Origin of the sequence: Mesorhizobium sp. 8 (genome assembly GCF_006351905.1) — a bacterium.
GTDB lineage: Bacteria > Pseudomonadota > Alphaproteobacteria > Rhizobiales > Rhizobiaceae > Mesorhizobium > Mesorhizobium composti.
Map to the genome: position 1 here is coordinate 2,146,432 of NZ_CP040914.1, position 21,988 is coordinate 2,168,419.

At 65.9% G+C, this 21,988-nt stretch carries 24 protein-coding genes; 10 read left to right on the forward strand and 14 right to left on the reverse strand.

Annotated elements, in window-relative coordinates; translation table 11 throughout:
* Positions 1-122 precede the first annotated feature (122 nt).
* Positions 123-1,298: a Gfo/Idh/MocA family oxidoreductase gene (locus tag FGU64_RS10395; protein WP_139953220.1), complete on the forward strand. Its 1,176-nt coding sequence runs from the start codon at positions 123-125 to the stop codon at positions 1,296-1,298.
* A gap of 3 nt (positions 1,299-1,301) precedes the next feature.
* Here FGU64_RS10395 and FGU64_RS10400 read toward each other — a convergent pair whose 3' ends face one another.
* The 8 genes from FGU64_RS10400 to FGU64_RS10435 all read right to left on the reverse strand — a co-directional run bounded on the left by FGU64_RS10400 (position 1,302) and on the right by FGU64_RS10435 (position 9,366).
* Positions 1,302-2,099, reverse strand: a complete 798-nt coding sequence (locus FGU64_RS10400) for a 3-methyl-2-oxobutanoate hydroxymethyltransferase (protein ID WP_139953222.1) — start codon at positions 2,097-2,099, stop codon at positions 1,302-1,304.
* 31 nt (positions 2,100-2,130) lie between these two features.
* The gene (locus FGU64_RS10405) at positions 2,131-3,231 is read right to left on the reverse strand and encodes a fatty acid desaturase family protein (RefSeq protein WP_139953224.1); all 1,101 of its coding nucleotides are present in this window, start codon (positions 3,229-3,231) and stop codon (positions 2,131-2,133) included.
* Complete coding sequence (locus FGU64_RS10410) at positions 3,228-4,406, reverse strand: aldose 1-epimerase family protein (RefSeq protein ID WP_139953226.1); 1,179 nt, start codon at positions 4,404-4,406, stop codon at positions 3,228-3,230. Before FGU64_RS10410 ends, FGU64_RS10405 begins: the two co-directional genes overlap by 4 nt.
* A 45-nt stretch (positions 4,407-4,451) precedes the next feature.
* The gene (locus tag FGU64_RS10415) at positions 4,452-5,228 is read right to left on the reverse strand and encodes an ATP-binding cassette domain-containing protein (RefSeq protein WP_139953227.1); all 777 of its coding nucleotides are present in this window, start codon (positions 5,226-5,228) and stop codon (positions 4,452-4,454) included.
* A 4-nt stretch (positions 5,229-5,232) separates the two neighbouring features.
* Positions 5,233-6,201: an ABC transporter permease gene (locus FGU64_RS10420; protein ID WP_136359702.1), complete on the reverse strand. Its 969-nt coding sequence runs from the start codon at positions 6,199-6,201 to the stop codon at positions 5,233-5,235.
* A 105-nt stretch (positions 6,202-6,306) separates the two neighbouring features.
* Positions 6,307-7,239 (reverse strand): substrate-binding domain-containing protein, encoded by a 933-nt coding sequence (locus FGU64_RS10425; protein ID WP_139953229.1) that lies wholly within the window; start codon positions 7,237-7,239, stop codon positions 6,307-6,309.
* A gap of 55 nt (positions 7,240-7,294) precedes the next feature.
* Complete coding sequence (locus tag FGU64_RS10430; protein ID WP_139953231.1) at positions 7,295-8,209, reverse strand: sugar phosphate isomerase/epimerase; 915 nt, start codon at positions 8,207-8,209, stop codon at positions 7,295-7,297.
* A gap of 65 nt (positions 8,210-8,274) precedes the next feature.
* Positions 8,275-9,366 (reverse strand): Gfo/Idh/MocA family oxidoreductase, encoded by a 1,092-nt coding sequence (locus FGU64_RS10435; protein ID WP_139953233.1) that lies wholly within the window; start codon positions 9,364-9,366, stop codon positions 8,275-8,277.
* 402 nt (positions 9,367-9,768) lie between these two features.
* Here FGU64_RS10435 and FGU64_RS10440 point away from each other — a divergent pair, with 402 nt between their 5' ends.
* Positions 9,769-10,794 carry a LacI family DNA-binding transcriptional regulator gene (locus FGU64_RS10440; RefSeq protein ID WP_139953236.1) on the forward strand — a complete coding sequence of 342 codons (1,026 nt, stop codon included), beginning with the start codon at positions 9,769-9,771 and terminating at the stop codon, positions 10,792-10,794.
* A gap of 16 nt (positions 10,795-10,810) precedes the next feature.
* On the opposite strand, the gene FGU64_RS10445 is transcribed toward FGU64_RS10440, so the two are convergent.
* Positions 10,811-11,854: a hydroxyacid dehydrogenase gene (locus FGU64_RS10445; protein ID WP_139953238.1), complete on the reverse strand. Its 1,044-nt coding sequence runs from the start codon at positions 11,852-11,854 to the stop codon at positions 10,811-10,813.
* A 192-nt stretch (positions 11,855-12,046) separates the two neighbouring features.
* On the opposite strand from FGU64_RS10445, the gene FGU64_RS10450 reads away from it, so the two are divergent.
* Positions 12,047-12,436: a hypothetical protein gene (locus tag FGU64_RS10450; RefSeq protein WP_136359697.1), complete on the forward strand. Its 390-nt coding sequence runs from the start codon at positions 12,047-12,049 to the stop codon at positions 12,434-12,436.
* A gap of 5 nt (positions 12,437-12,441) precedes the next feature.
* The gene (locus FGU64_RS10455; protein WP_136359696.1) at positions 12,442-12,690 is read left to right on the forward strand and encodes a hypothetical protein; all 249 of its coding nucleotides are present in this window, start codon (positions 12,442-12,444) and stop codon (positions 12,688-12,690) included.
* Between the two features lie 96 nt (positions 12,691-12,786).
* Here the strand turns inward: FGU64_RS10455 and FGU64_RS10460 are convergent, their stop codons facing one another.
* From FGU64_RS10460 to FGU64_RS10480, 5 genes are read right to left on the reverse strand one after another with little or no spacing between them, the layout of a single operon-like run.
* Positions 12,787-14,073: an FAD-dependent oxidoreductase gene (locus FGU64_RS10460; RefSeq protein WP_139953240.1), complete on the reverse strand. Its 1,287-nt coding sequence runs from the start codon at positions 14,071-14,073 to the stop codon at positions 12,787-12,789.
* Positions 14,070-15,032, reverse strand: a complete 963-nt coding sequence (locus FGU64_RS10465; RefSeq protein WP_168734581.1) for a branched-chain amino acid ABC transporter permease — start codon at positions 15,030-15,032, stop codon at positions 14,070-14,072. The genes FGU64_RS10460 and FGU64_RS10465 overlap by 4 nt, the downstream gene beginning before the upstream one ends.
* Positions 15,029-15,937, reverse strand: a complete 909-nt coding sequence (locus FGU64_RS10470) for a branched-chain amino acid ABC transporter permease (RefSeq protein ID WP_139953242.1) — start codon at positions 15,935-15,937, stop codon at positions 15,029-15,031. Before FGU64_RS10470 ends, FGU64_RS10465 begins: the two co-directional genes overlap by 4 nt.
* The gene (locus FGU64_RS10475; protein ID WP_139953244.1) at positions 15,934-16,680 is read right to left on the reverse strand and encodes an ABC transporter ATP-binding protein; all 747 of its coding nucleotides are present in this window, start codon (positions 16,678-16,680) and stop codon (positions 15,934-15,936) included. Before FGU64_RS10475 ends, FGU64_RS10470 begins: the two co-directional genes overlap by 4 nt.
* Positions 16,677-17,486 carry an ABC transporter ATP-binding protein gene (locus tag FGU64_RS10480; protein ID WP_246671290.1) on the reverse strand — a complete coding sequence of 270 codons (810 nt, stop codon included), beginning with the start codon at positions 17,484-17,486 and terminating at the stop codon, positions 16,677-16,679. The genes FGU64_RS10475 and FGU64_RS10480 overlap by 4 nt, the downstream gene beginning before the upstream one ends.
* Before the next feature lie 119 nt (positions 17,487-17,605).
* Between FGU64_RS10480 and FGU64_RS10485 the strand changes: the two genes are divergently transcribed.
* The 6 genes from FGU64_RS10485 to FGU64_RS10510 are packed head-to-tail and all read left to right on the forward strand — an operon-like array spanning position 17,606 to position 21,975.
* Entirely contained in the window at positions 17,606-18,343 is a 738-nt protein-coding gene (locus FGU64_RS10485; protein WP_136359691.1) for a GntR family transcriptional regulator, read from the forward strand.
* Positions 18,340-18,828, forward strand: coding sequence for a DUF3830 family protein (locus tag FGU64_RS10490; protein WP_136359690.1), 489 nt, complete (start codon positions 18,340-18,342; stop codon positions 18,826-18,828). Before FGU64_RS10485 ends, FGU64_RS10490 begins: the two co-directional genes overlap by 4 nt.
* Before the next feature lie 2 nt (positions 18,829-18,830).
* Positions 18,831-19,187 (forward strand): TIGR04076 family protein, encoded by a 357-nt coding sequence (locus FGU64_RS10495; protein WP_139953248.1) that lies wholly within the window; start codon positions 18,831-18,833, stop codon positions 19,185-19,187.
* Position 19,188: 1 nt separating this feature from the next.
* Positions 19,189-20,241 carry an aldo/keto reductase gene (locus FGU64_RS10500; protein ID WP_139953249.1) on the forward strand — a complete coding sequence of 351 codons (1,053 nt, stop codon included), beginning with the start codon at positions 19,189-19,191 and terminating at the stop codon, positions 20,239-20,241.
* A complete protein-coding gene (locus FGU64_RS10505) occupies positions 20,238-20,666 on the forward strand; it encodes a DUF4440 domain-containing protein (RefSeq protein WP_139953251.1) in 429 nt (142 codons plus the stop codon). Before FGU64_RS10500 ends, FGU64_RS10505 begins: the two co-directional genes overlap by 4 nt.
* A 46-nt stretch (positions 20,667-20,712) precedes the next feature.
* A complete protein-coding gene (locus tag FGU64_RS10510; RefSeq protein WP_139953252.1) occupies positions 20,713-21,975 on the forward strand; it encodes an ABC transporter substrate-binding protein in 1,263 nt (420 codons plus the stop codon).
* Positions 21,976-21,988: the final 13 nt, after the last annotated feature.

Consider the following 21,988-nt stretch of genomic DNA (forward strand, 5'->3'; position numbering starts at 1 on the left):
CCTCCGTCTGCGACCGATGTCGGTGCCGATGATAGGGCCATTTCATAATTTGAAAAATAGAAATTCACTTCGAAAACCGCCGTCGCCCGTGTATTCCTTCCTGAAACGCAAGGAGAGACGCGATGGTCTACGCGACGGCTGACGGAACGGGCAACGAGCGGCTGAGGGTCGGCATGGTCGGCGGCGGCCAGGGGGCTTTCATCGGCGCCGTTCACCGCTACGCCATGCGGCTTGACGATCGCATCGCGCTGGTGGCCGGCGCGCTCTCCTCCGACCCGGCCAATGCGGCGGCCTCGGCCGCCGAACTCGGCATCGCGCCGGACCGCGCCTATGCCGATTATCGTGAGATGGCGCGCGTCGAGGCGGCACGGCCCGACGGCATCGAGGCCGTCGTCATCGTCACGCCCAACCACCTGCACGCGCCGGTCGCCACCACCTTCCTCGAAGCCGGCATCGACGTCATCTGCGACAAGCCGCTCTCGACCACTGTAGCGGACGCCGAGGCACTGGTGGCGTTGACGGCGCGGCTGAAGCGCAAGTTCGTCGTCACGCTCAACAACACCGGCTATGCAATGGTACGGCAGGCGCGCGAGATGGTCGCCGCCGGCGCGCTCGGGCGGCTGGTGTCGATCCATGGCTCCTACATCCAGGACTGGCTGACGAAACCGATCGACGCGGAGGGCCAGAAGCAGGCCGAATGGCGCACCGATCCGGCGCGCGCCGGCCAGTCCGCCGTTCTGGCCGATATCGGCGTGCATGCCTTCAACCTCGCCTGCTTCATCTCCGGCCGCGACGCCGAGGCGGTGGCGGCCGATCTCTTCACCGCCGTTCCCGGCCGCCGACTCGACGACAACGCCCATGTGCTGGTGCGCTGGAGCGGCGGCGCGCGCGGCACGATCCTCGCCAGCCAGACCTCGCCCGGCCACGACAACGACCTGTCGGTGCGCGTCTACGGCGACAAGGCCGGACTGGAATGGTGCGGGACGAGGCCGGAGGAATTGCGCTTCACGCCCTATGGCGAGGAGCCGCGCACCATCACGCGCGGCGGCGCCGGTTCCTTCGATGAAAGCCGGCGCGTCTCGCGCATGCCGGCGGCGCACCCGGAAGGCTACATCGAGGCCTTCGCCAACCTTTACCGCGACGCCGCTGCCCTCATCGGCGCCCATCGCCGTGGACAGGAAATCGACGCCGCCCACGCCGCCCTGGTGCCGAACGTCGATGACGGCGCGCGCGGCGTCAGGTTCGTGGCCGCCGCCGTCGGCTCGCAAGCGAAGGACGGGGCCTGGACCGATCTATAAGGGTCAGGAACCGAGCCGGTCGAGGAAGGCTTTCAGCTCGTCCGGCGGCATGCGCACGATGTGCTTTTCTTCCGGATAGGCCCGGCTCTCGACGTCGGCGACATATTCCCTGAAAGCCGCGATGCGCTCCTGCTGCAGCCGGTCGTATTCTGCGGCGAAGTTGCGGTAGACCTTCGAATGGCGCGGCATGTGGCCGCGATTGGCGCCGAGGATATCCTCGGCGAACAGATATTGCGCGTCGCAGCCGGTCCCCGCCCCCATGGAAAGAAGGAACAGCGACGTGCGCTTGGAGATCGCCTCGGCGACCTCGATGGGAACCACCTCGATTTCCGCCCCGAAGGCGCCTGCGGCTTCGAGCTGCCTGACCGCCTCGAAGATTTCCATGGCGCTGTCGGCGGTCTTGCCGACCGCCCTGAAGCCGCCGGTCCAGGTCCGCCGCGACGGGATCAGCCCGACATGGCCGATCACCGGGATCGCCTCGTCGGCCATGCGCTTGATGGTGGCGTAGCTGGCGCTGCAATAGACGGCGTCGGCGCTGGCCTTCACCATTTTGAACGACCAGCGCACGAAATCGTCGGCCGTGCCGATCTCGTAAAAATTCTCGCCGGGCATGGAAAACAGGCTGGGCGCGACCTCGCGATAAGCGGGATTGAGGATGAGTTCAGGCGTGATCGACACGATGTCGATGCCGGCCTTCTCGGCCGCCTCGGCTTCCTCCATCGTGGTGACGCGCAGCATGGTGAGCTGCCGCTTGCCCTTGATGGCACGCAAATCGGCGATGGTCGGTCTCTTCCGGCTCATGGATATCCCCTTTTTCGCGTGGTAAGCCGGCCTATTCGGCGGCGGCCGGGATCGTCATGTTGTGGAACTCGTCCCGATAGGGCTTGGCCGTCGGCGGCAGCTCGCGCTTGAGGTAATAGTCCTCGTATTTCAGCTGTCGCAAAAGCACCGGCCACACTTCCCGATAGGCATGCCACATGGACGGGTTCGGCTGCGGCAGGTCGTGCTTGATCAGCTCGTGCAGCTTCGGCAGCGCGTAATAGGGCACCATCGGGAACATGTGGTGTTCGACGTGGTAGTTCATGTTCCAGTAGATCCAGCGGCTGACCGGGTTCATGTAGACGGTGCGCGTGTTCAGCCGGTGGTCGGTGACGTTGTCGGCCAGCCCGACATGCTGCAACAGGCCGGTCAGGATCATGTGCCAGGAACCGTAGAGGCGCGGCCCGCCGATCAGCATCAGCGGCAGGAAGGACCGCATGGCGAGCGCCAGCGCGATCGTGGCGAGGTAGATCGCCACGTGCCAGCGCGCCGCGACGACCGCCTTGCGGAATTCCATCTCCGGCACGTAGCTCTTCTCCTCGGCGTTCAGCCCGACGAAGGCCTGGCGGAAAAGCGCCGGCAGCGAATAGCGCAGATCGAGCAGGCCGGTGAACATCAGCGCGGCCTTCAACAGGTCAGGCGGGCGCATCACGGCGATCTCGGCGTCGCGGCCGACGATGGTGGTGTCGGTGTGGTGGCGGGCGTGACTCCAGCGCCATTGCACCGGATTGCGCATCAGCATGAAGGAGGCGATCTGGTAGACGACGTCGTTCATCCAGCGCGTGCGGAAGGCGGTGCCGTGGCCACATTCGTGCCAGCGGGAATCGCTGGAGGAGGCGTAGAGCACGCCGTAGACGAAGAAGAACGGCACGCACCACCAGGTGCCCCAGAAATAGATTGCTCCGGCGGCCGAGCCGAGGATCAGCGCGATCCACAGGACCGTGTCGCGGATCGCCGGCCCATCGGAACGCTGCATCAGTTCCTTCATCAACTTGCGGGGCACGTCGGTGTGATACCATTCGGCCGAGGCCAGCCCCGTCTCTATGGCGCGTCTGGTGCTTTCGCCGACAAGGCTGTAGTCGCGTTTCGTCTTCTGGAACGTCGCCGTCGTCATCGCTGACCTCCAAGGCTCGTGAACCTGCCGGACGGGGCCGGGTAGTCTTCGTCGGGCTGTTCGGCTATCGCCTTGATCCGGCGCTCCGCCGCCGCGATTTCCTCCGCGCCGTCGAGCACCCGGAAAGTCGTGTCGTAGGTGCGGCTGTCGCCGTGCTCCAGCCAGATCATTTCGCCGCGTTCGCGTGCGACGGCGTCCCCAAGGACGTGGTGGGTCGAGGGCTCGATGCCAAGCGCGTAGGAGCCGGCCTGGAAGTTCTGCCATTCGTAGAGGCAGGGAAGCTGGTCCTTGCGCGTCTCGACCTCGAAGCCGAGGCCGAGACGATCGTTGACCAGCGCCACCGGCACGAGGCCCGCCCCGTCTGCCTCCGTCTCATGCTCCCATACCTGCTCACGGAAACCCAGCCGCGGACCAGGCATGGTGCGGTAGCCGACGCCCTGCCGGCGATAGGTCTCGGCATGGGCCGCCCACACGACGTCGCGGATCGGCGCCAGATAGCGCGAGCCCTCGTCCAGCACCGGATGGCCGATGTTGACGTGGTAGAAGAACATATGCGGCGTTTTCAGGAAGCCGTGGTTGACCACCCTGTCCGACAGGCGGATCTCGTTGGAGCCGACATCGGCCTCGATGCGCCGCATCAGGTGCAGGTCCTCGCCGAAGACGGCGGCCTGCTGCACGACACCTTCCGCCCATAGCACGCAGCGGTCGCCCTCCCAGCGCTCGCCGTAGCCCGTCAGGCGCGCGGGAATGGTGCTGACGCGGCCATGCAGGCCGTGTCGCACCGTCGCCTTGCCGGGATAGTTGTAAGTCTCGGCCGACACTTCGGCAGGACCAAGTGTGTGGTCGAGGCCGCAGGTCAGGAGCAGGCCGGAAAAGGAGCGCGCCCAGCCAAGCCCCTGCTCGCCCTCGACGTCGTGCAGGCCGGGATGGCGGAAGCCGCTCGGCGAATGCCAGCCGATCGCCCGGCCCTTGTAGTCGCAGTCGGCGATGTCGAGCGCGCGGTCGACCAGCGCGGTGAAGCGCAGGCCAGTGCCGGTGCGGAACTCCAGCATGCGGATGCCGCGCTCCACGCCGTCGCCGAGCGTCATCAGCCGCACGCCGGCGAATTGCGAGAGCGAGCCGGTGCGCTCGGCGAGTTGCCGGCGCGAGAGCGTCTGTCCGTAGAGGTCCACCATGATCGCTGGCTTGCTTCGATTGCCTTCGCGGCCCTTCCCGGAGGCCTAATGCGCCACCGCGCTCCTGAGTTCGCTTTCCGACATGCCGGTGATGACTTCCTCGACATGCCGCACGGTGGTCTTCTTCGGATCGATGTCGTCGGCCACCACCTTGCCCTGCCGCATGACCACGATGCGGTCGACCACTTCGAAGACGTGATGAATGTTGTGGGCGATGAAGATGCAGGAATGGCCGGTGTCGCGCGCGTTGCGCACGAAGCGCAGCACGCCTTGCGTCTCCGCCACGCCCAGATTGTTCGTCGGTTCGTCGAGGATGATAAGGTCGCTGTGGAAGTGCATGGCGCGCGCGATGGCGACGGCCTGCCGCTCGCCGCCGGAAAGCGAGCCGATCGGCGTCGTCACCGGGATGTTCTTGGAGATGCCGACGCGTTTCAGCAGCGCGGTCGCCACTTCCTCCATCTTGGCCTGGTCCATCCTGTTGAAGAAGCCCGGCCCCTTGATTGGCTCGCGGCCGAGGAACAGGTTGCGGGCGATGGAAAGCTGGGTGACCAGTGCCGAGTCCTGGTAGATCGTCTCGATGCCGTTGGCGATGGCGTCGGCCGTGCTGCGCATGTCGACCTTTTTGCCCTTGATATAGATATCGCCGCCGGTGGAGCGCACGGCCCCCGACAGCACCTTGATGAGCGTCGACTTGCCGGCGCCATTGTCGCCGAGCAGGCCGACGATCTCGTTCTTGAAGACGCGGAAGGTGACGCCGTCGAGGGCGCGGACGCGGCCGTAATACTTGCTGACATTGTCCATCAGGACGAGTTCTTCGGGCATCGCTCTAATTCCCTGACTGGTGCCGGCGCTCGAGGCCCGAATGCAACGCCATCATGCCGAGGATGATCGCGCCGATGAAGATGTTGTAGGCGAGGCCCGGCACGCCGACCATGACGATGCCGTTGCGCATGATGCGCAGGATGAAGATGCCGATCACCGTGCCGATGATGGTGCCGCGCCCGCCGGTCAACGCCGTGCCGCCGATCACCACCATGGCGATGACTTCGAGCTCGTAGCCGGTGCCGCTGTTGGGGTTGGCGGCCGACGTGCGGATCGAGCTGATGATGCCGGCGAAGGCCGAGAGCACCGCCGACAGCACGAACAGGATGATCTTGGTGCGGCCGACATTGACGCCGCGCGCCTGCGCCGCGCCGGGGTTGCCGCCGGAGGCCTGGACCCAGTTGCCGAACTTCGTCTGCGTCAGCACGTAGCCGAGGATGACGGCGGCGAGGATGAACCAGAACAGCGACATGTAGATGCGGAACGGCCCGACATAGAAATCGCCGACGAGGACTTCCGCCAGCCATTGCCCGCTGGCGTCCCAGGTGCGCTGCGGGAAGCCGTCTGTGATGAACAGCGCCGTGCCGCGCGCGATCAGAAGCATGCCGAGCGTCACCAGGAAGGACGGGATTTTCAGGCGAATGACGAACCAGCCGTTGACGAAGCCGATCAGCGCCGCGATCAGCAGTCCGGCGACGAAGGCGGCCTCCAGCGGCAACGCACCGCTGTTGAACAGCGACCACATGATCACCGGCGACAGGCCGAAGACCGAGCCGACCGACAGGTCGAATTCGCCCGACGTCATCAAGAGCGTCATGCCCAGTGCGACAAGGCCGAGCTCGACCGAGAAGGCCAGCGTGTTGGAGATGTTGAGCACCGACAGGAACTGCGAATTGATCGACTGGAAGACGACCAGTTCGACGATGAGCAGGACGAGCGGCCCGAATTCGGGTCTGGAGAACAAACGTTGCATGTCCGACTTTCAGGGCTGCGTTGCGGGTGCCGCGACGTGCGGCCGGTTGCCTGTGGAGCCGTCTTCGCGGCGCGCATGACGCCGCAAAGACGAGGATGCGAGCGCTTACTTGGCCGACATGACCTTGGCGTAGACGTCCGCCGTTTCCTTGTCGTAGAGTGCGCCGGTGGTGATGTTGAAGGCTGGCGGCACGCCGTCGGTGGCCATCATGGCAAGCGTGAGCGCCAGATAGCTGGTCGCCTGCGGATCCTGCCACTGGGCGGCGTTGACGTAGCCCTCGGTGACCTCGCTGGTGGTGTCCAGCGAATTGCCCCAGCCGACGACCGGGATTTCGCCCGCCTTGACGCCGACCTGGTCGAACACGCGCTTGATCGAGCCGGTGGCCAGATCGCCGAGGCCGATGATGGCCTTGATCTTGGCCTTGTTGGCGTTGAGATAGTCGCTCATGCGGGTGATGATCTCGGCCTGGTCGAGCGTGGTTTCGGTGACCTCGTAGGTGATGCCGAGCGGATCGAAGACCTCCTTGATGCCCTTGGTTTCCTCGACGCCGTAGCTGGCGCCGGGCACCTCGACGGGCATCCAGACGAAGTCGCCCTTCTTCACGAAGTTATGGTCGACGAGATACTGCGCCCAGCCCTTGCCGACGACGACCAGATCGGTGCCGACATAGGCCTGGAAGTGCGCCGACGGGTCGGGCGTGTTGAAATTGATGAGCGGGATGCCCGCCTGCTTCGCTTCCTTGACGATGTCGACCAGGCTGCCCGGATCGGGGCTGGTGGTGACGATGCCGTCGGCCTTGGCGGCGATGGCCGCGCGCAGCGCTTCCTGCTGGGCGGGAACGTCGCCGTTGTGGAACGAGGTCTTGACCGTCTGGCCGGTCGATTTCGCCCACATCTCCGCGCCTTGCAGGAAGTAGGTCCAGACCGGGTCGGCCGGGCTGCCGTGCGAAATCCAGTAGAACGTCTTGGCCTGCGCCGCGAGCGGCAGGACCATCGCAAGGACCATGCCGTAGATGAGCAGTCTCAGTTTACTCAACATCGATTACCTCCCATTTTGAAAACGAACTTCTTCTCCCGCCCGGTAATCCGGCCGCTCAAAGGCCGTTGGCGCGGAACTTGCCGTCCAGGAACTTCTTGGCGCGCGGAATGTCGTCTTCCGCCAGATGCTCGATGATGACTGGGATGTTGGAGTGCTTGCGCGCCAGCAATTGCAGATAGAGGTCGTAGTCCAGCTCGCCGAGGCCGGGCGCCGGCAGCTCGATCTCGCCGACGCCGCGGAAGGTGTGGCTCTCCATCGCGTCGGCGTCGCCGATGTCGGCGTGCTTCTCAGACTTGTCGGTGCCCGAGCGCTTCACGTCCTTGGCGTGGGCGATCTTGATCTTGTCCTGCAAGGTGTCGAACACCTGATGCAGGATCGCGCCCATGCGGTCGATATTGTGGCTCTCGAAATAGTTCGTCGGGTCCATCAAGAGGCCGAGGCCGGGATGGTCGACCTGGGCGAACATCTTCACCGTCTCCTCGACCGAGCCGACGACATTGTTGACGTAGGTTTCGAGGCAGAACACCGCGCCGTGGTCGTAGGCGAGCTGGGCAAGCTCGGCGATCACCTTGCGGCATTCCTCGAAACCTTCCTCGGTCTTGTTCTTGGGATGATGCACCCAGTCGGACTCGGTGTTGAAGGTGCCGGTCTCCGAGATAACATAGGCCGAGCCGAAGTCGCGCGCGTGGCGGATGATCTCCTTGAGATAGCCGACGCGCTTCGCCCGCTCGGCCTTGTCCGGATGAATGATGTTGGTGTAGCCGGAAACGCAGCAGATCGGCAGGTTGTGGTCACGAAAGACGTCGCGAACTTTCCTGGCCTTGTCCTTGGTGATCTGGCCGGCCGACAGGTCGATGTCCTTGAAATGCAGGTCGAGCTGCACGGTGTTGAAGTCGAGCGCGCGAATCTTCTTCGCGGTCTCCTCGAGGCCATACGGGAAGTAGCCCGTGAAAATGCCAGCTTGCATCATGATAGAAAACTTCTCCCTGTACGGACTCCAGTAGGCTTGACGACCGGCCGGCCGCGAATGGCGGTTCAGCCGGAGAAAACCTCCGACAGCCTGACGGTTCGTTTCTCCTCGATCGAGCGGTAGCCGGCCTCGACCAGCGCCATGGTGCGCACGTTGTCGGCGACCGACAGCGCCGGCGGCGTGCCGGTCTTCACGGCATGCTGGAGCTGTTCCATGACGCCGATGAAGGCATGCGGGAACCACATCGTTTTCCAGGTCGGCGTCACCCATTCGCCGCCGGTCGTTTTCGTCGAGGCGTAGGTCAGCGTGGAGGCAACTCCCATCGGCCAGCCGATCGTGCCCTTGGCGACGCCCTCGGTGCCGTCGACGCGCCAGGCGATATGCTGGTCGTCCTTGTATCCCTCAGTGCGCGGTCCGGACCACACGTCCTCCAGCGACACCGCCAGCACGCCGGACGGAAAGCGCAATGTCGAGACGGTGATGCCGTCCGAATGCGGGAAGGTGGTGCGCGGGTCCTTGCGGGTCAGCGTGGTGATCTCGTCTGGGTCGCCGAACAGGAAGCGCAGCACGTCGAGATGATGCACGGCCATGTTGGACAGCGTCAGCCGGTCGTAGTCGCGCAGAAAGCCCTGCCAGTGCGGAATGGCGTGCATGTCGATCTCGGCGAAGACGATGTCGCCCAGCGCGCCCGAATCCATGATCTGCTTGAGCACGCGCATCGACTGGTCGTAGCGCATGTTCTGGTTGACCGACAGAATCTTGCCGGAGGCCGCCGCCTCGTCGCGCAGCCGGATCGCCTCCTCCAGCGACAGCGCCAGCGGCTTCTGGGCGAGGATCGCCTTGACGTGCTTCTGCTTCAGCGCGTGGCGGATCAGCTGCGGCTGTTGGTCCGGCGGAAAAGCGAGGTCGACGATCTCGACCTCGGGGTCCTCGATCAGCGCCAGCGGCGTGTCGTGCACCTTTGGAATGCCCCAGCGGGCGGCAACCTTTTCGGCATTTGCCTTCGTGCGTGAGGCGATAGCCGCCACCGGAAAGCCGGCTTCATGGTAGGCGGCCAGATGGCACTCGGCCATGATCATGCCGGCGCCGATGCAGCCGATCCGGTAGTCCCTGGCGCGGATTTTGGCGTCCGGCTCGAATCCCCTGGCGTCTGCCACGCTCGTCAATTCCCCTCGCTCGACACGGCAGCGCACACTGCGCACCGGTCGGACCGAAATTTCGATGCTCGGGGCTCCTCCCCCTTCGGACGCTGTCAGCAATCCGCAAGAGGGATATTGACGAGGCGAACCATCATAGTCAACATCAACACAGATCAAAAACCATCATTTCAACGCATAAAGGGATGGACTTCGGCGCCAGGGGTCAACCAATGCTGTACAGGCTCGTTTCCGGGGCAAAATCGGCAGGACCTGCGCTCACCGGCATATGGCGGCCGGCACGCCTCGGCTTGTGTCGGATCGGGTCCCGCATCATTATCGCCGGCCGGAATCAATTCGGGTTCCGGCTTCCCGTCCCACGCCGCGCCGCGGCTGCAACCGGCATTGAAAGGCAGGCCAGCCGTGCGCTTCACGCTCACTGACGTCGCCCGCGAAGCCGGGGTTTCGCCTGCGACGGCCGACCGCGTGCTGAACAACCGTTCGGGCGTGCGCCCGCGCACCCGCGAGATCGTGATGGAGGCTGCCCGGCGTCTCGGCTACATCGCCGATGCGGGCGGGCGCCTTGCCGCCGCGCACGAGACGGAGGTCGTGCGCCTCGATTTCATCCTGCCGGAAGGCACGAACACCTTCATCAAGATGCTGCATCGGCAAATCGAGGCGCAGGCGCAGGCGCGTCCCGACCTCGACGTCCATATCACGGCGATAGAAGGCTTCAGTCCCGACCGGCTGGCCAGAAGCCTGTCCGAACTGCCCCCCGCCGCGCGCGGCGTTGGCGTCATTGCGCTCGACCATCCGACGGTACGTGAGGCGCTGCGCTCGCTGGCGGCGAACGACGTCAAGGTGGTGACGATCGCCTCCGACATCCTGCATGTGCCGCGCGTCGCCTATATCGGCATCGACAACCGGGCAGCCGGGCGGCTCGCCGGCTATGTCATGAGCCGCTTCATGGGTGCAGGCCGGGCCGGCAAGGTGGCGCTGTTCGCCGGCTCCCTGTCTTATCGCGGCCATGAAGAGCGCGAGATGGGCTTTCGCCACTTGCTGGCCGAGGAGCATTCGCAGATCGAGATCGTCGAACTGCGCGAGATGCTCGACGATCGCGAGCGCGCCTATTCGGAGGCGGCGGCCCTGCTCGACCGTCATCCCGACCTCGCCGGCATCTACAATATCGGCGCCGGCAATCCGGGTATCGCCCGCGCGCTGAAGGAGCGCGGCCGCGAGAGCACGGTGGTGTTCGTCGGCCATGAGGTGACGGAGGGCACCAAGTCGCTGCTGCTCGACGGCACGATGGACGCCGTCATCGACCAGAACCCGCGCGTCGAGGCGCGCGAGGCGCTGAACGTGCTGTCGAACGCCGTACGCGGACAGGCCGGCGACTATCACCCGCCGAGGCTGCAGGTCGTCTTCAAGGAAAACATCCCCGAAATCTGACCGGTCGCGCAGTCTGTCACGATTTCGCTACCGGCCGGCTGCGCATCATCGCCACCGTCTCGCGTTCGGCGCGCCGACAGACCTGCGGCGGCAGGCCGCGCAGGATCAGGTCGCTGTCATCGACGACCAGCCGGCCGATCTCCAGGAAAGCGTCGCGCGTGCCGCCGCTGCGGTGGCTGGAGAGGATGACGCCGTCGAGGCTCCGCAGCGCAGAATCCGCAGGCAACGGCTCGACCGGGAAGACGTCGATGCCAGCACGCACATGGCCGCTGCGCACAGCTTCCTCCAGCGCCGCGAAATCGACGATGCCGGCGCGGCTCATGAGCAGCAGCACCGAGCCGCGCCGCATCAACTGCAATTCGCGCCGGCCGATGAACCCCTGGTTCTCGCTGGTCGAACTGGCGAACAGGAAGACGACGCGCGACAGCCGGAAGACATCGTCGAGGCCGGCGGGAACGCAGCCCTGCTCGCGGATGCGCCGCTCCGACAGCCACGGATCGAACGCCAGAACCTCGCAATGGAATGGCGTGAGCATCTTGCGCAAGGTGCTGCCGAGATCGCCGAGACCGACGATGCCTACTGTCGCGCCGCTGAGCAGGAAGCTTTCGGCATTGCTTTCGAGGCCCCACGCCTCCGATTTCGACCGGAAGTTCTCATGCGTCGCGGTGATGCCGCGGCACAGGTCCAGCGCCATGCCGAGTGCCGTCTCGGCGACCGAGGTGGCGAAGACCGGGCTGATGTTGAGAACGTGAATGCCGTACCGGAAGCACCAGTCATAGTCGACATTGGGCAGGAAATTGCCCTCTATGTTGAAGATCGCCCTGAGCCTGCCCATGCGCGAAAGCCGCTCGGTCGGCAGGTCGATCTGGCCGATGACGATTACCGCCTGCGCCAGCGCGGCGTCCAGATCATGATCGGAAAGGCGTTGTCCGTCGGCATGGACGCGCAAGGTGCCGAGCGCCCTCAGTCGGGCCATCGCCTCCGGCTCGAAGATCAGGTCCAGCGTCCGCGGCTCAGGATCGGCAATGAGGATCAGGGGTTTATCCGGCGCGGTCGACATCGATCTTCAATCCCCCATTTTGCCGCCGCACCGAAACGGCGGCGACCGCCACGAAACCGACGCGGCCGGTCCAGTATAGGCATCGCCTCAGGTATCGGTAGAGGCATCGGTAGGGTCACGGACCGGAACCGCTGCATTGCGTCACCGATTTTGCTGTGAATTCAATCGGAAACCTATTGCTGATTGCAATGAATGGCGCAACCTCCCGATATGGTGGCAGAACAGGTCGAGTTGGCGTTGCTGGAGGACACGTTCGTCCCCACCGACGGTTTGCAGCCGCCGTTTTCCAGCCGGATGTCGAGCATAGCGCAAAGAACGGGCGGCACGCTTCTGTTCGATGTCAGGGTTTTCGACGATGCAGACGTGGAGCGGCTGGCCGCCATCGGCTACGACGGAATCGGAACCGCCATTGTCACCCTGGCGAAGTCCGGCGCGGTCGACTGCGCGACTTCCATCGGTTCCTCGATGACTGAACACGTCGGTGCACTCACGGACTGGGCTCGATTGCCGTTGCCGCAGCAAGCCGCCACGGACCATACGCACACCGCGACGCTGCTGATGGCGGCGCTGCGGAATGGGTGAGACCGTTGAATCGGGAACTCCAACGCCACCTGAGCCCCGACGCACGAACGCGCGTGCTGTTTTATCAGCGGCCTGACGGCGCTTTCGGGTATTCGGTGGAGCAGTTTCAAATCGACGACTGGCCGGAAGACAACTACCACGACGAATACTGGGAAACCCGGACGGACAGAAACGCGATCTTCCACAGCCTGGAAGCGGCGATCAAGGAGGCCGCCGTCGAGTTTCCGTGGTTGCGGAATCGTACGCGATCCTGAAATCCATGCCCCGTCTCGCAAGGCCGCGATCAGGTCAGACGTTCGGCCGACCTTCCGCAAACGCGAGCGAGTGAATGGAGCGTGGCGTGGCCGCCCCTATCCGGCTCCGGTCTCGTCCAGCCGGTCGCACAGCATGCTCCACGGCAAAAGCGCGTTGGGCGCGTGCCTGAGAAGGCCGTGCAGGGGAATCGCGCGCGGGGCGGCATAGGGGATCGGCAGCGCTTCGGGATCGGCGCCGGCGGCCCAGTCGGCGACTGCCGCGCCCATCGCCGTGGTCATCGCGATGCCGCGACCGTTGCAGGCGAAGCCGGCGATCATGCCGGGGCCAAGGTCGACGAGATGCGGCAGGAAATCCGGCGCGACCGCGGCCAAGCCCGACCACGCATGTTCGATCGGCGGAATATCCGGCAGGTCGAGCTTTTCCGCCAACCGCCTATGGATGGCCCTCGGCACGCGCTCGGCGGCGCCGGGGCTGAAGATGTGCATGCCGCCGCTGATCAGGCGGTTGTCGGCATCGAAGCGGAAGGTGAAGAGATTGCGCCGCGTATCCGAAACGCACTGGTTGCCGGGCAGAAGCCGCAGCCGCGCCGCCATAGGTAAGGGCCGCGTCGCGATCTGGAAGACGCGCAGCGGGAAATAGCTGCGCGCAAGCTGCGGAAAAAGCGGCCCGCCATAGGCGTTGGTCGCCACGAACACTTTTGCGGCGCGCACTTCGCCTTTCGCCGTCGCCAGCCGGTAGCCGCCGGCGTCCCGGCGGATCGCCGTCACACGGGTCCGCTCGAAAATGCGGGCGCCGGCCGCTTCGACGGCGTCGGCTAGCCCCAGCGCATAGGCGACGGGATCGAGCACGCCGCCGGAGCGGTCGATCCAGCCGCCGGCATAGCCCCCGGCGCCAGTCAACGCCTCCACCTGCTGTGCGTCCAGCACCTCGACCGGACGTCCCCGCTTCGCCCATTGCGCGGCGCGCGCCTTCACTTTGGCGAAAGCGGCCTCGGTGTGCGCCGGCTGGACCCAGCCGCTGCGGTCGGCGGCGCAGGCGATGGCGTGGCGTCGGATCAGCTCGAAGACAAGATCGCCGCTGGCGGCGGCGAAATCCACCAGCCGCTCGCCGCGCTCGCGGCCGAGTTCGGCCACGATGTCGTCGGGGTCGCGCTTGGCGAAGTTGGGCACGACAAAGCCGGCATTGCGGCCGCTCGCCCCCCAGGCGACGGTTTCCGCTTCCAGCACAACGACCGACAGGCCTTTCGCCGCCGCATGCAGCGCGCTCGACAGGCCGGAAAAGCCGCCGCCGACGATCGCCAGGTCGGCATTAGCCGATTCATCCAGCGCGGGCCGGTCGCGGCGGCCCCGCGCCACCGCCTGCCAGAGCGAAATCCCGGTCATGAAGGCTTGCGCGCCTTCAGGCCGAAACGGCGGCGGTAAGTCAAATTGCCGAACAGGCCGTTCGGCCGGAACAGCAGGATGACGCACAGCATCACGCCGATGGCGACGATTTGCAGCGAGGCTGCGCGCGCCTGCTGCTCGGGCGGGAACAGCGTCGCCGTCAGCGCGCCGGAGCCGGCCCAGATCGCCCAAACAAGCACCGAGCCGACGACGGCGCCCAGATTGCTGCCCGACCCGCCGACGATCAGCATCACCCAGACCTGGAACGTCAGCATTGGCGCATAGTTGTCGGGCGCGATGAAGCCGGTGAAATGCGCCTGCACAGCGCCGGCCAGCCCCATCAGCGCGCCACCGACGGCGAAGGCCTGTACCCGGTAGAAGCGCGCGCTCTTGCCGAGCGAGATCGCCGCGCGCTCGTCCTCGCGCAGCGCCTTCAGCACCCGGCCCCACGGGCTGCGGGACAGATGTTCGAGCGCCAGGTAGGCGAGCAGCGTCACCACCGCGACGATGGCGAGGTTGGAGAGATTGAACAGCAGCGGCGTTTCGGCAAGGCCGGCAAAGGGGCGCGGAATGAAGCCGACGCCGAAGGCGCCGCCGGTCAGCTTCTGCGCGTTCAGCGCGACGAGCTGGACGACGACCGAAACGCCGAAAGTGGTGATGGCGAGATAATCCGACCTGAGCCTGAGCGTGGCGAAGCCGGTGATGGCCGCAGCGATGCCGGAAACCGCCATGGCGCCGGCCCAGCCGATCAGGATCGGCAGGCCGAAGCCACCGAGGCGCGTCGGATCGTCGGGCGTGGTCATCAGCGCCGACGTATAGGCGCCGATCGCCACGAAGCCGGCGACGCCGACGTTGAACAGGCCGGTCAGCCCCCATTGCAGGTTGAGCCCGAGGCTGATGATGGCGAAGATCAGCGCCGTGGTGAGGAAGAAGGCGCCGTAGCCGATCAGGTCCATCATCGTTCCTTCACCCCGAAAAGGCCGATGGGCCGCACGAACAGTACCGCCATGAGGATGACGAAGGAGACGGCAGCGCGCCATTCGGCGCCGACGAACTGCACGGCGGCGGCCTCCGCCAGCCCGATGATGAGCCCGCCCAGCACCGCGCCCGGCACGGAGCCGATGCCGCCGAGGATCGCCGCCGCGAACATCGGCAACAGCATGTCGAAACCCATCAGCGGCCTGATCTGGACGAGGATGCCGACCATGGTGCCGGCGACGCAAGCGAGCGCCGCGCCGAGCAGCCAGGTGGCGCGCACCACCCTGGCGACGTCGATGCCGACGACGCGCGCCAGCGCCGGGTTCTGGCTAACCGCCTGCATGGAGCGGCCGGTCTGGGTGCGTGTCATCAACAGATGCGTCGCCGCCACCAGCACCGCCGTCAACACCAGAAGCGCGACCTGGTCCGGCGTGATGCGAATGCCGAAACCGACCGGCATGGCGATCTGGATCGCCCGCGAGAAATAGGTCGGGCGCGAGGTGAAGATGAACTCCAGCAGGCTGCGCAGCGCCATCGAGGCGCCGAAGGATGCCATCACCACGATGATCGACTGCCCCCTTGCCCTCAGCCGCGAAAACAGCATGGCGTCGAGCGCCAGCGCCAGCAGCCCGGTCAGCGCACAGCCGACGGCGAGAGCGACCAGCAGCGGCCAGCCGAAGGAAAACGGGCCGATCGGCGCGACCTTGCCGACCATGGCGCCGATGGCGCCGACAACGGCCAGCGTCGCGTAGGTGCCCCAGGCCATGAAGTCGCCATGGGCGAAATTGGAGAAGCGCAGGATCGAATAGGTCAGTGTCACGCCGATGGCGCCGAGCCCGATCATCGAACCCGTCAGCAGGCCGTCGACAACGAACTGCAGGTTCATGCCTCGTCTCCCCTCGACGGCTGCGCGCGCTGGCCGAGATAGAGTTCGGCGACGACCGGATCGTTCCACAGTTCGGACGCCACGCCTTCGTGCGCCTCCCTGCCCTCGACCAGCACATAGGCGCGGTCGCCGATGGCGAGCGCCGCCTTGGCGTTCTGCTCGACCAGCAAAATGGTGACGCCGGCCTTACGGATGTCGGCCAGCATGGAGAACACCATGGCGACGAGCTTCGGCGAAAGCCCCGCAGAAGGCTCATCCAGCACCAGCAGCTTCGGCTCGACGATCAGCGCCCGCGCCACCGCCAGCATTTGCCGCTGGCCGCCCGACAGGTTGCCGGCGGCGGTGCGGCGGAACGTCCTCAGGTCGGGAAAGGTGTCGTACATCCGCGCGATGCGCTCCACCGCCTCTTTTGCCTTGAGGATGCCGCCGGCGGTCTTCAAATTGTCGTCCACGCTCATCAGCGGAAAGATGTTTTCCGTCTGCGGCACGAAGGCCAGGCCCATGCGCACCATGCGGTGTGCCGGCACGGCGGTGATGTCGGTCCCGTCGAGCAGCACCTTGCCCGCCGACACCGGCACCAACCCGGCGATGGCCTTGATGAAGCTCGACTTGCCGGCGCCGTTCGGGCCGAGCACGACGACGATCTCGCCGCGCTCGACGCGGATCGAGGCGCCGCGCACGATCGGCACGCCCGGCTCGTAGCCGGCGACGAGGCCGTCGACCTGGAGCACCGGGCCGCTCATGCCGCCTCTCCGGGTTGGGCCGCGCCGCCGAGATAAGCTTCGATGACGCGCGGGTCGCGCGCCACTTCCGCCGCGGTGCCCTCGCAGATGAGCTGCCCGGCGGCCATGACCAGCACGCGATGGCAAAGCCGGCTCACCATGTCGATGTTGTGCTCGATGAGCAGGAAGGTGACGCCGCGCTGGTTGATCTCGCGGATGCGATCGATGATGACCTCCAGCAGCGTGGCGTTGACGCCGGCCGCCGGCTCGTCGAGCAGGATGATCGTCGGATCGGCCATCATCACCCGCGCCAGTTCCAGCAGCTTGCGCTGCCCGCCCGAAAGCACCCGCGCCGGCTCATGCGCCAGCCGCGACAGGGAAACCAGGTCGAGCAGATCCATCGCCTTTTGCTCGGCGGCACGCTCCTGCGCGGCGACGCGGAACGGTTGCAGGAAATTGGCGAGCAGCCGCTCGCCCGCCTGCCCCTGCTCCGCCAGCATGACGTTTTCGACCAGGCTGAGATTGGCCAGCGGCCGCGGAATCTGGAAAGTCCGGCCAAGTCCGCGGCCGATGCGGCGATGCGCCGGCTCGCCCGACACCGTGACGCCGTTCAGCAAGATCTCGCCGCGGCTCGGCGCGATGCTGCCGGCCAAAAGGTCGAACATGGTCGTCTTGCCGGCGCCGTTCGGCCCGATCAGCCCGAGGATTTCGCCCTGCCGGACGTCGAACGATACGTCGTTGACGGCATAGAGGCCGCCGAAATGCCGAACGACATTGCGCGCGCCGAGTACGGTACTTCCCTGTGCCGGCCTGTCGGTCGAAGCCACGTTCGCCATTCCTCCCAAGAAGGCGCCCCTCTCGTTTCGCAATTTTGATCTGTGATCACACTTGCTATGATCAAAATATTAGGCTTAAAATATTTCGCAAGCGGAAAATGGGATGGAACATGCTGAAGAGCGCCGCTGAGAGGAACGACATCTTCGCCGCTCAGCTTGCGCCGGTGGGGCGCGAGACGGTGCAGGATCGCGTCTACGCGGAGCTGCGCCGTGCGCTGATCGGCGGCCTGTTCGCGCCCAGCCAGGTGCTGACCATCCGCAGCCTCGCCAGCGCGCTGTCCACCAGCACCATGCCGGTGCGCGAATCGATCAGTCGGCTCATTACCGAAAAGGCGCTGGAGGCACTGCCCAACCGCTCCGTGCGCGTGCCGCCGGTCACCATCGAGCGCATGGACGACCTGTTGCGCACCCGCATCCTGATCGAGGGCGAGGCCATCGCGCTCGCCGCGCCGCGCATGACGCCGCACGCCATCGCCTCCGTCGAGGCGCTGCTGGCCGAGTGGGACGACATGCGCGCGCCGGCGCAGGAAAAGGACGTCGACAAGGAAGTCACGCTGAACCAGCGCTTCCATTTCGAGATTTACCGCGCCTGCGGCTCGGCCGTGCTGATGCCGATGATCGAGAGCCTGTGGCTGCAATCCGGCCCCTGCATCCGCGTGGCGATCTACGCCTTCTCCGAGGCCGGCGAGGTCGATACGGCGCGCTACCACCGCGCCATCGTCGCAGCGCTCGCCGCACAGGACGCCGAGGCGGCGCGCGAGGCGCTGGTGGCCGACATCAGCCGGCCCTTCGCCTATCTGCGCAACAAACTGGAATCCGACGCCGAGAACCGGGAAGGCTCACAATGACGAACCGCGCCATCGCCATCACCGAGCCGAAATCCGGCCTCTCCGTCTTAGCCCCGCTGCTGGCCGACAAGGCGCCGGCCAACGCCGCCTTCCTGTGGGAATACCTCAGCGAACCACGTGTAGTCGGCGGCATCCATGCCATGTGGACCGGGCCGGAAATCTCCTGCCCGATCCCGGCCTCCCATCTTGAGGGCGTGTCCTATGCCGCCGCCCTGCCGGCGGAAAACGCGACGCTCACCCCCCAGCCGGGCGATATCGTGCTCTCCTACGTGCCGCCGCGCATGTGGGGCGGCAGCCCCAGCGCGATCTTCGACATCGGCCTGTTCTACGGGCCGGGTGCCCGCCTTTTGTTCCCGATCGGCTGGCTGCCCGGCAGCGTCGTCGCCCAGGTCCGGCCGCAGGAGCGGGAGGCGCTGGCGGCCGGCTGCGCGGCCATCCGCAGGACCGGCGCCTGCGAGGTGACGTTTAGCCGAGCGGAGGCCTGACCATGTCTGGGGAACGAGACGACGGCTTCGAGCTTTACGACCTGCGCGTCGAGGCGGTCATCCCGGAAGGCAAGTCGGTCTATTGCGGCGCCAAGGCGGGCGACCATTTCGAATTGCGCGGCGAGATGCTTTCCCTGCCGCCCGGCCAGGGCTTTTCCATCTATTCCATCGCCGCCGTGCTGCCGCTGCTCGCCGCCAAGCAGCGCCAGACGCATCCGAACGACTGGATGACCTCGGACGCCGAGATCGCCTGTCCCGATCCGAACTGCGGCAGCCGGCTGAGGATCGTCCGCCTCGGCAAGCGCCGTTTCAGCCATGCCGAGACGACGGCGGTGCCGCTGCCGCAGGAGAACGACTGACATGACCACGACCTTCGAACTCGCACCCGGCTATGTCATCCCGCGTGTCATCCGCGGCGGCTGGCAGCTTGCCGGCGGCCACGGCGCTATCGACCGCGAGCAGGCGGTGAACGACCTCGTCGCCGCCTTCGACGCCGGCATCACCACCTACGACTGCGCCGACATCTATACCGGCGTGGAGGAACTCATCGGCGCCGCACGGCTGAAGCTGGCCTCCGAGCGTGGGTTGGACGTCGCCGCGCGCATGAAGGTGCACACCAAGCTGGTGCCGGACCTCGAAGCGCTGTCGCGCATCAGCCGTCCCTACATTCGCGGCATCGTCGACACCTCGCTGAAGCGCCTGAAGACCGAGCGGCTGGACCTCGTGCAGTTCCACTGGTGGGACTATGCGCTCCCCGGCTATGTCGAGGCGATGGGCTGGCTGGACGAGATGCGGGCCGAAGGCAAGATCCGCAACCTCGGCACCACCAATTTCGACGTACCGCACCTTGCCGAGATCGTCGACAGCGGCATTCGTCTGGTCAGCCAGCAGTTGCAGTACTCCGTGCTCGACCAGCGGCCGCTCAACGGCTTTGCCGACTTCGCCCGCGAAAACGGCATCAGGTTCCTGTGCTACGGCACGGTGGCGGGCGGCTTCCTCAGCGAGAAATGGCTGGGCGCGCCGGAACCGGATATGCAGTTGGAGAACCGCTCGCTGGTGAAATACAAGCTCATCATCGACGATTTCGGCGGCTGGGCGCTGTTCCAGGAATTGCTCAGCGCCTTGAAGGCAGTCGGCGAACGCCATGGCGTCGACATCGCCAGCGTCGCCAGCGCCTGGGTGCTGCGCCAGCCGCTCGTCGCCGCCGTCATCGTCGGCGCTCGCAACCGGGACCATGCGCTCGCCAATGCCGGCATCATGGACGTCGTCCTGAGCGACGCCGACCTCGCCGCCATCCAGGCCGTCATCGATAGGAGCAGCGGCCCCGAGGGCGACGTCTACACGCTGGAGCGCGACCGCACCGGCCGGCACGGCTCGATCATGCACTACAACCTGAACGCGGGGAAGAAATGAGCCTCCCGGCCACCCTGTTCGAACGCGCCGGCGCAGAGGTCATCGCGCTGCACCGATTCTTCGTCCAATGGTACAACCGCGCCACGGCGGATGCGGCCGACTTTTCCCTGTTCGAGCGCGCCATGGGACCGGGCATGCAGATGATCCCGCCCTCCGGCGCCGCCCTCGACCGCGATCAGGTCATCGGCCATGTCCATGCCAATCGCGGCGCCTTCGACAACGATTTCGCCATCGAGATCGCCGACATCCGCCCGGCCTGGCAGGCCGGCAATGCGATCGTCGTCACCTATGTCGAGAAACAGCGTCGCGCCGGCGAGGCGACGGCGCGACGGGCTTCCGCCCTTTTCACCGAGAATCCGTCGGCGCCGAACGGCGTCGAATGGCGCCACCTGCATGAAACCTGGATGCAGGCGGCAAACGGCTGACAGGACAAGACAACCGCAACGATCAACCACCAACTGGGGAACTGCAATGAAGAAAACAATGCTTCAACTCACCGCCGCCCTGCTGCTCGCCGGCACGGCCGGCAGCGCCCATGCCGCCGACTGCAAGGTCACGGTCGGCGTCGTCATGGAACTGACCGGCCCCGCCGGCGAATACGGCCAGGCCGGCGCCAAGTCGGTCGAGATGGCTTTCAGGGACATCAACGACGCCGGCGGCGTCAACGGCTGCGACCTCGTCACCGACACGCGCGACAGCCAGAGCACCGGCAACGTCGCAGTCGATGCCGCGACCCAGCTCGTGCAGGTCAAGAAGGTGCCGGCCATCATCGGCGGCATCATCTCCTCGGTGACGATCCCGATCCTGACCTCGGTCACCGCGCCGGCCAAGATCGTCCAGGTCTCGCCCGCCGCCTCCTCGCCGACGCTGACCCAGCTCGGCCGCGACGGCAAGACCAACGGCATCTTCTTCCGCACCATCACCTCGGACGCGCTGCAGGGCGTGGCCGCCGCCAAATACGCCATCGACAGCGGCTACAAGAAGCTCGCCGTCATCAATGTCAACAACGACTTCGGCGTCAACATGGAGGCCGAGTTCGCCAAGGCCTACAAGGCGCTCGGCGGCACCATCGTCTCGCAGACGCCCTACAACGAAAAGCAGTCCAGCTATGCCTCGGAAGTCACCGCCGCAATGGCCGGCGAGCCGGACGCGCTCTATCTCATCAGCACGCCCGTCGACGGCGCCACCATCGCCCGCACCTGGATCTCGCAGGGCGGCGTGCAGAAGTTCCTGCTCAACGACGGCATGAACAGCCCAGACTTCATCGATTCCGTCGGCGCCGAATATCTGAACGAGGCGCGCGGCACCTCGTCGGGCACCAGCCCGACCAAATCGACAGACTATTTCACGAAGAATTACAAGGCCTTCTCCGGCGGCATCGAACCGACCAACCCGGCCGCCGACCGCGCCTACGACGCCGGCGCCATCGTCGGGCTGGCGATCGCCGAGGCGGGCGGACCGGACCCGGCCAAGATCCGCGACGCCATCTACAAGGTGGTCGATCCCAAGGGCGAACCGATCTTCGCCGGCAAGGACGAATTCGCCAAGGCGCTCAAGCTGATCAAGGAAGGCAAGCCGATCCGCTACGAAGGCGTCATCGGCCCGGTCAACTTCGACCAGTACGGCGACATCACCGGCCCCTTCCGTCTGTGGCAGATCAAGGACGGCAAGGTTGAGACCACAGGCGAACTGAGCGCCGACGACGTCGCCGCACTCAAGGACAAGATCAAGTAGCACCGCGACAGGG

Excerpts from the sequence above, each read along its gene's own strand:
- FGU64_RS10395 (WP_139953220.1), top strand. The coding sequence starts at position 123 with ATGGTCTACGCGACGGCTGACGGAACGGGCAACGAGCGGCTGAGGGTC.
- FGU64_RS10400 (WP_139953222.1), bottom strand. The coding sequence starts at position 2,099 with ATGAGCCGGAAGAGACCGACCATCGCCGATTTGCGTGCCATCAAGGGC.
- FGU64_RS10405 (WP_139953224.1), bottom strand. The coding sequence starts at position 3,231 with ATGACGACGGCGACGTTCCAGAAGACGAAACGCGACTACAGCCTTGTC.
- FGU64_RS10410 (WP_139953226.1), bottom strand. The coding sequence starts at position 4,406 with ATGGTGGACCTCTACGGACAGACGCTCTCGCGCCGGCAACTCGCCGAG.
- FGU64_RS10415 (WP_139953227.1), bottom strand. The coding sequence starts at position 5,228 with ATGCCCGAAGAACTCGTCCTGATGGACAATGTCAGCAAGTATTACGGC.
- FGU64_RS10420 (WP_136359702.1), bottom strand. The coding sequence starts at position 6,201 with ATGCAACGTTTGTTCTCCAGACCCGAATTCGGGCCGCTCGTCCTGCTC.
- FGU64_RS10425 (WP_139953229.1), bottom strand. The coding sequence starts at position 7,239 with ATGTTGAGTAAACTGAGACTGCTCATCTACGGCATGGTCCTTGCGATG.
- FGU64_RS10430 (WP_139953231.1), bottom strand. The coding sequence starts at position 8,209 with ATGATGCAAGCTGGCATTTTCACGGGCTACTTCCCGTATGGCCTCGAG.
- FGU64_RS10445 (WP_139953238.1), bottom strand. The coding sequence starts at position 11,854 with ATGTCGACCGCGCCGGATAAACCCCTGATCCTCATTGCCGATCCTGAG.
- FGU64_RS10450 (WP_136359697.1), top strand. The coding sequence starts at position 12,047 with ATGGCGCAACCTCCCGATATGGTGGCAGAACAGGTCGAGTTGGCGTTG.
- FGU64_RS10460 (WP_139953240.1), bottom strand. The coding sequence starts at position 14,073 with ATGACCGGGATTTCGCTCTGGCAGGCGGTGGCGCGGGGCCGCCGCGAC.
- FGU64_RS10465 (WP_168734581.1), bottom strand. The coding sequence starts at position 15,032 with ATGATGGACCTGATCGGCTACGGCGCCTTCTTCCTCACCACGGCGCTG.
- FGU64_RS10470 (WP_139953242.1), bottom strand. The coding sequence starts at position 15,937 with ATGAACCTGCAGTTCGTTGTCGACGGCCTGCTGACGGGTTCGATGATC.
- FGU64_RS10475 (WP_139953244.1), bottom strand. The coding sequence starts at position 16,680 with ATGAGCGGCCCGGTGCTCCAGGTCGACGGCCTCGTCGCCGGCTACGAG.
- FGU64_RS10485 (WP_136359691.1), top strand. The coding sequence starts at position 17,606 with ATGCTGAAGAGCGCCGCTGAGAGGAACGACATCTTCGCCGCTCAGCTT.
- FGU64_RS10490 (WP_136359690.1), top strand. The coding sequence starts at position 18,340 with ATGACGAACCGCGCCATCGCCATCACCGAGCCGAAATCCGGCCTCTCC.
- FGU64_RS10495 (WP_139953248.1), top strand. The coding sequence starts at position 18,831 with ATGTCTGGGGAACGAGACGACGGCTTCGAGCTTTACGACCTGCGCGTC.
- FGU64_RS10500 (WP_139953249.1), top strand. The coding sequence starts at position 19,189 with ATGACCACGACCTTCGAACTCGCACCCGGCTATGTCATCCCGCGTGTC.
- FGU64_RS10505 (WP_139953251.1), top strand. The coding sequence starts at position 20,238 with ATGAGCCTCCCGGCCACCCTGTTCGAACGCGCCGGCGCAGAGGTCATC.
- FGU64_RS10510 (WP_139953252.1), top strand. The coding sequence starts at position 20,713 with ATGAAGAAAACAATGCTTCAACTCACCGCCGCCCTGCTGCTCGCCGGC.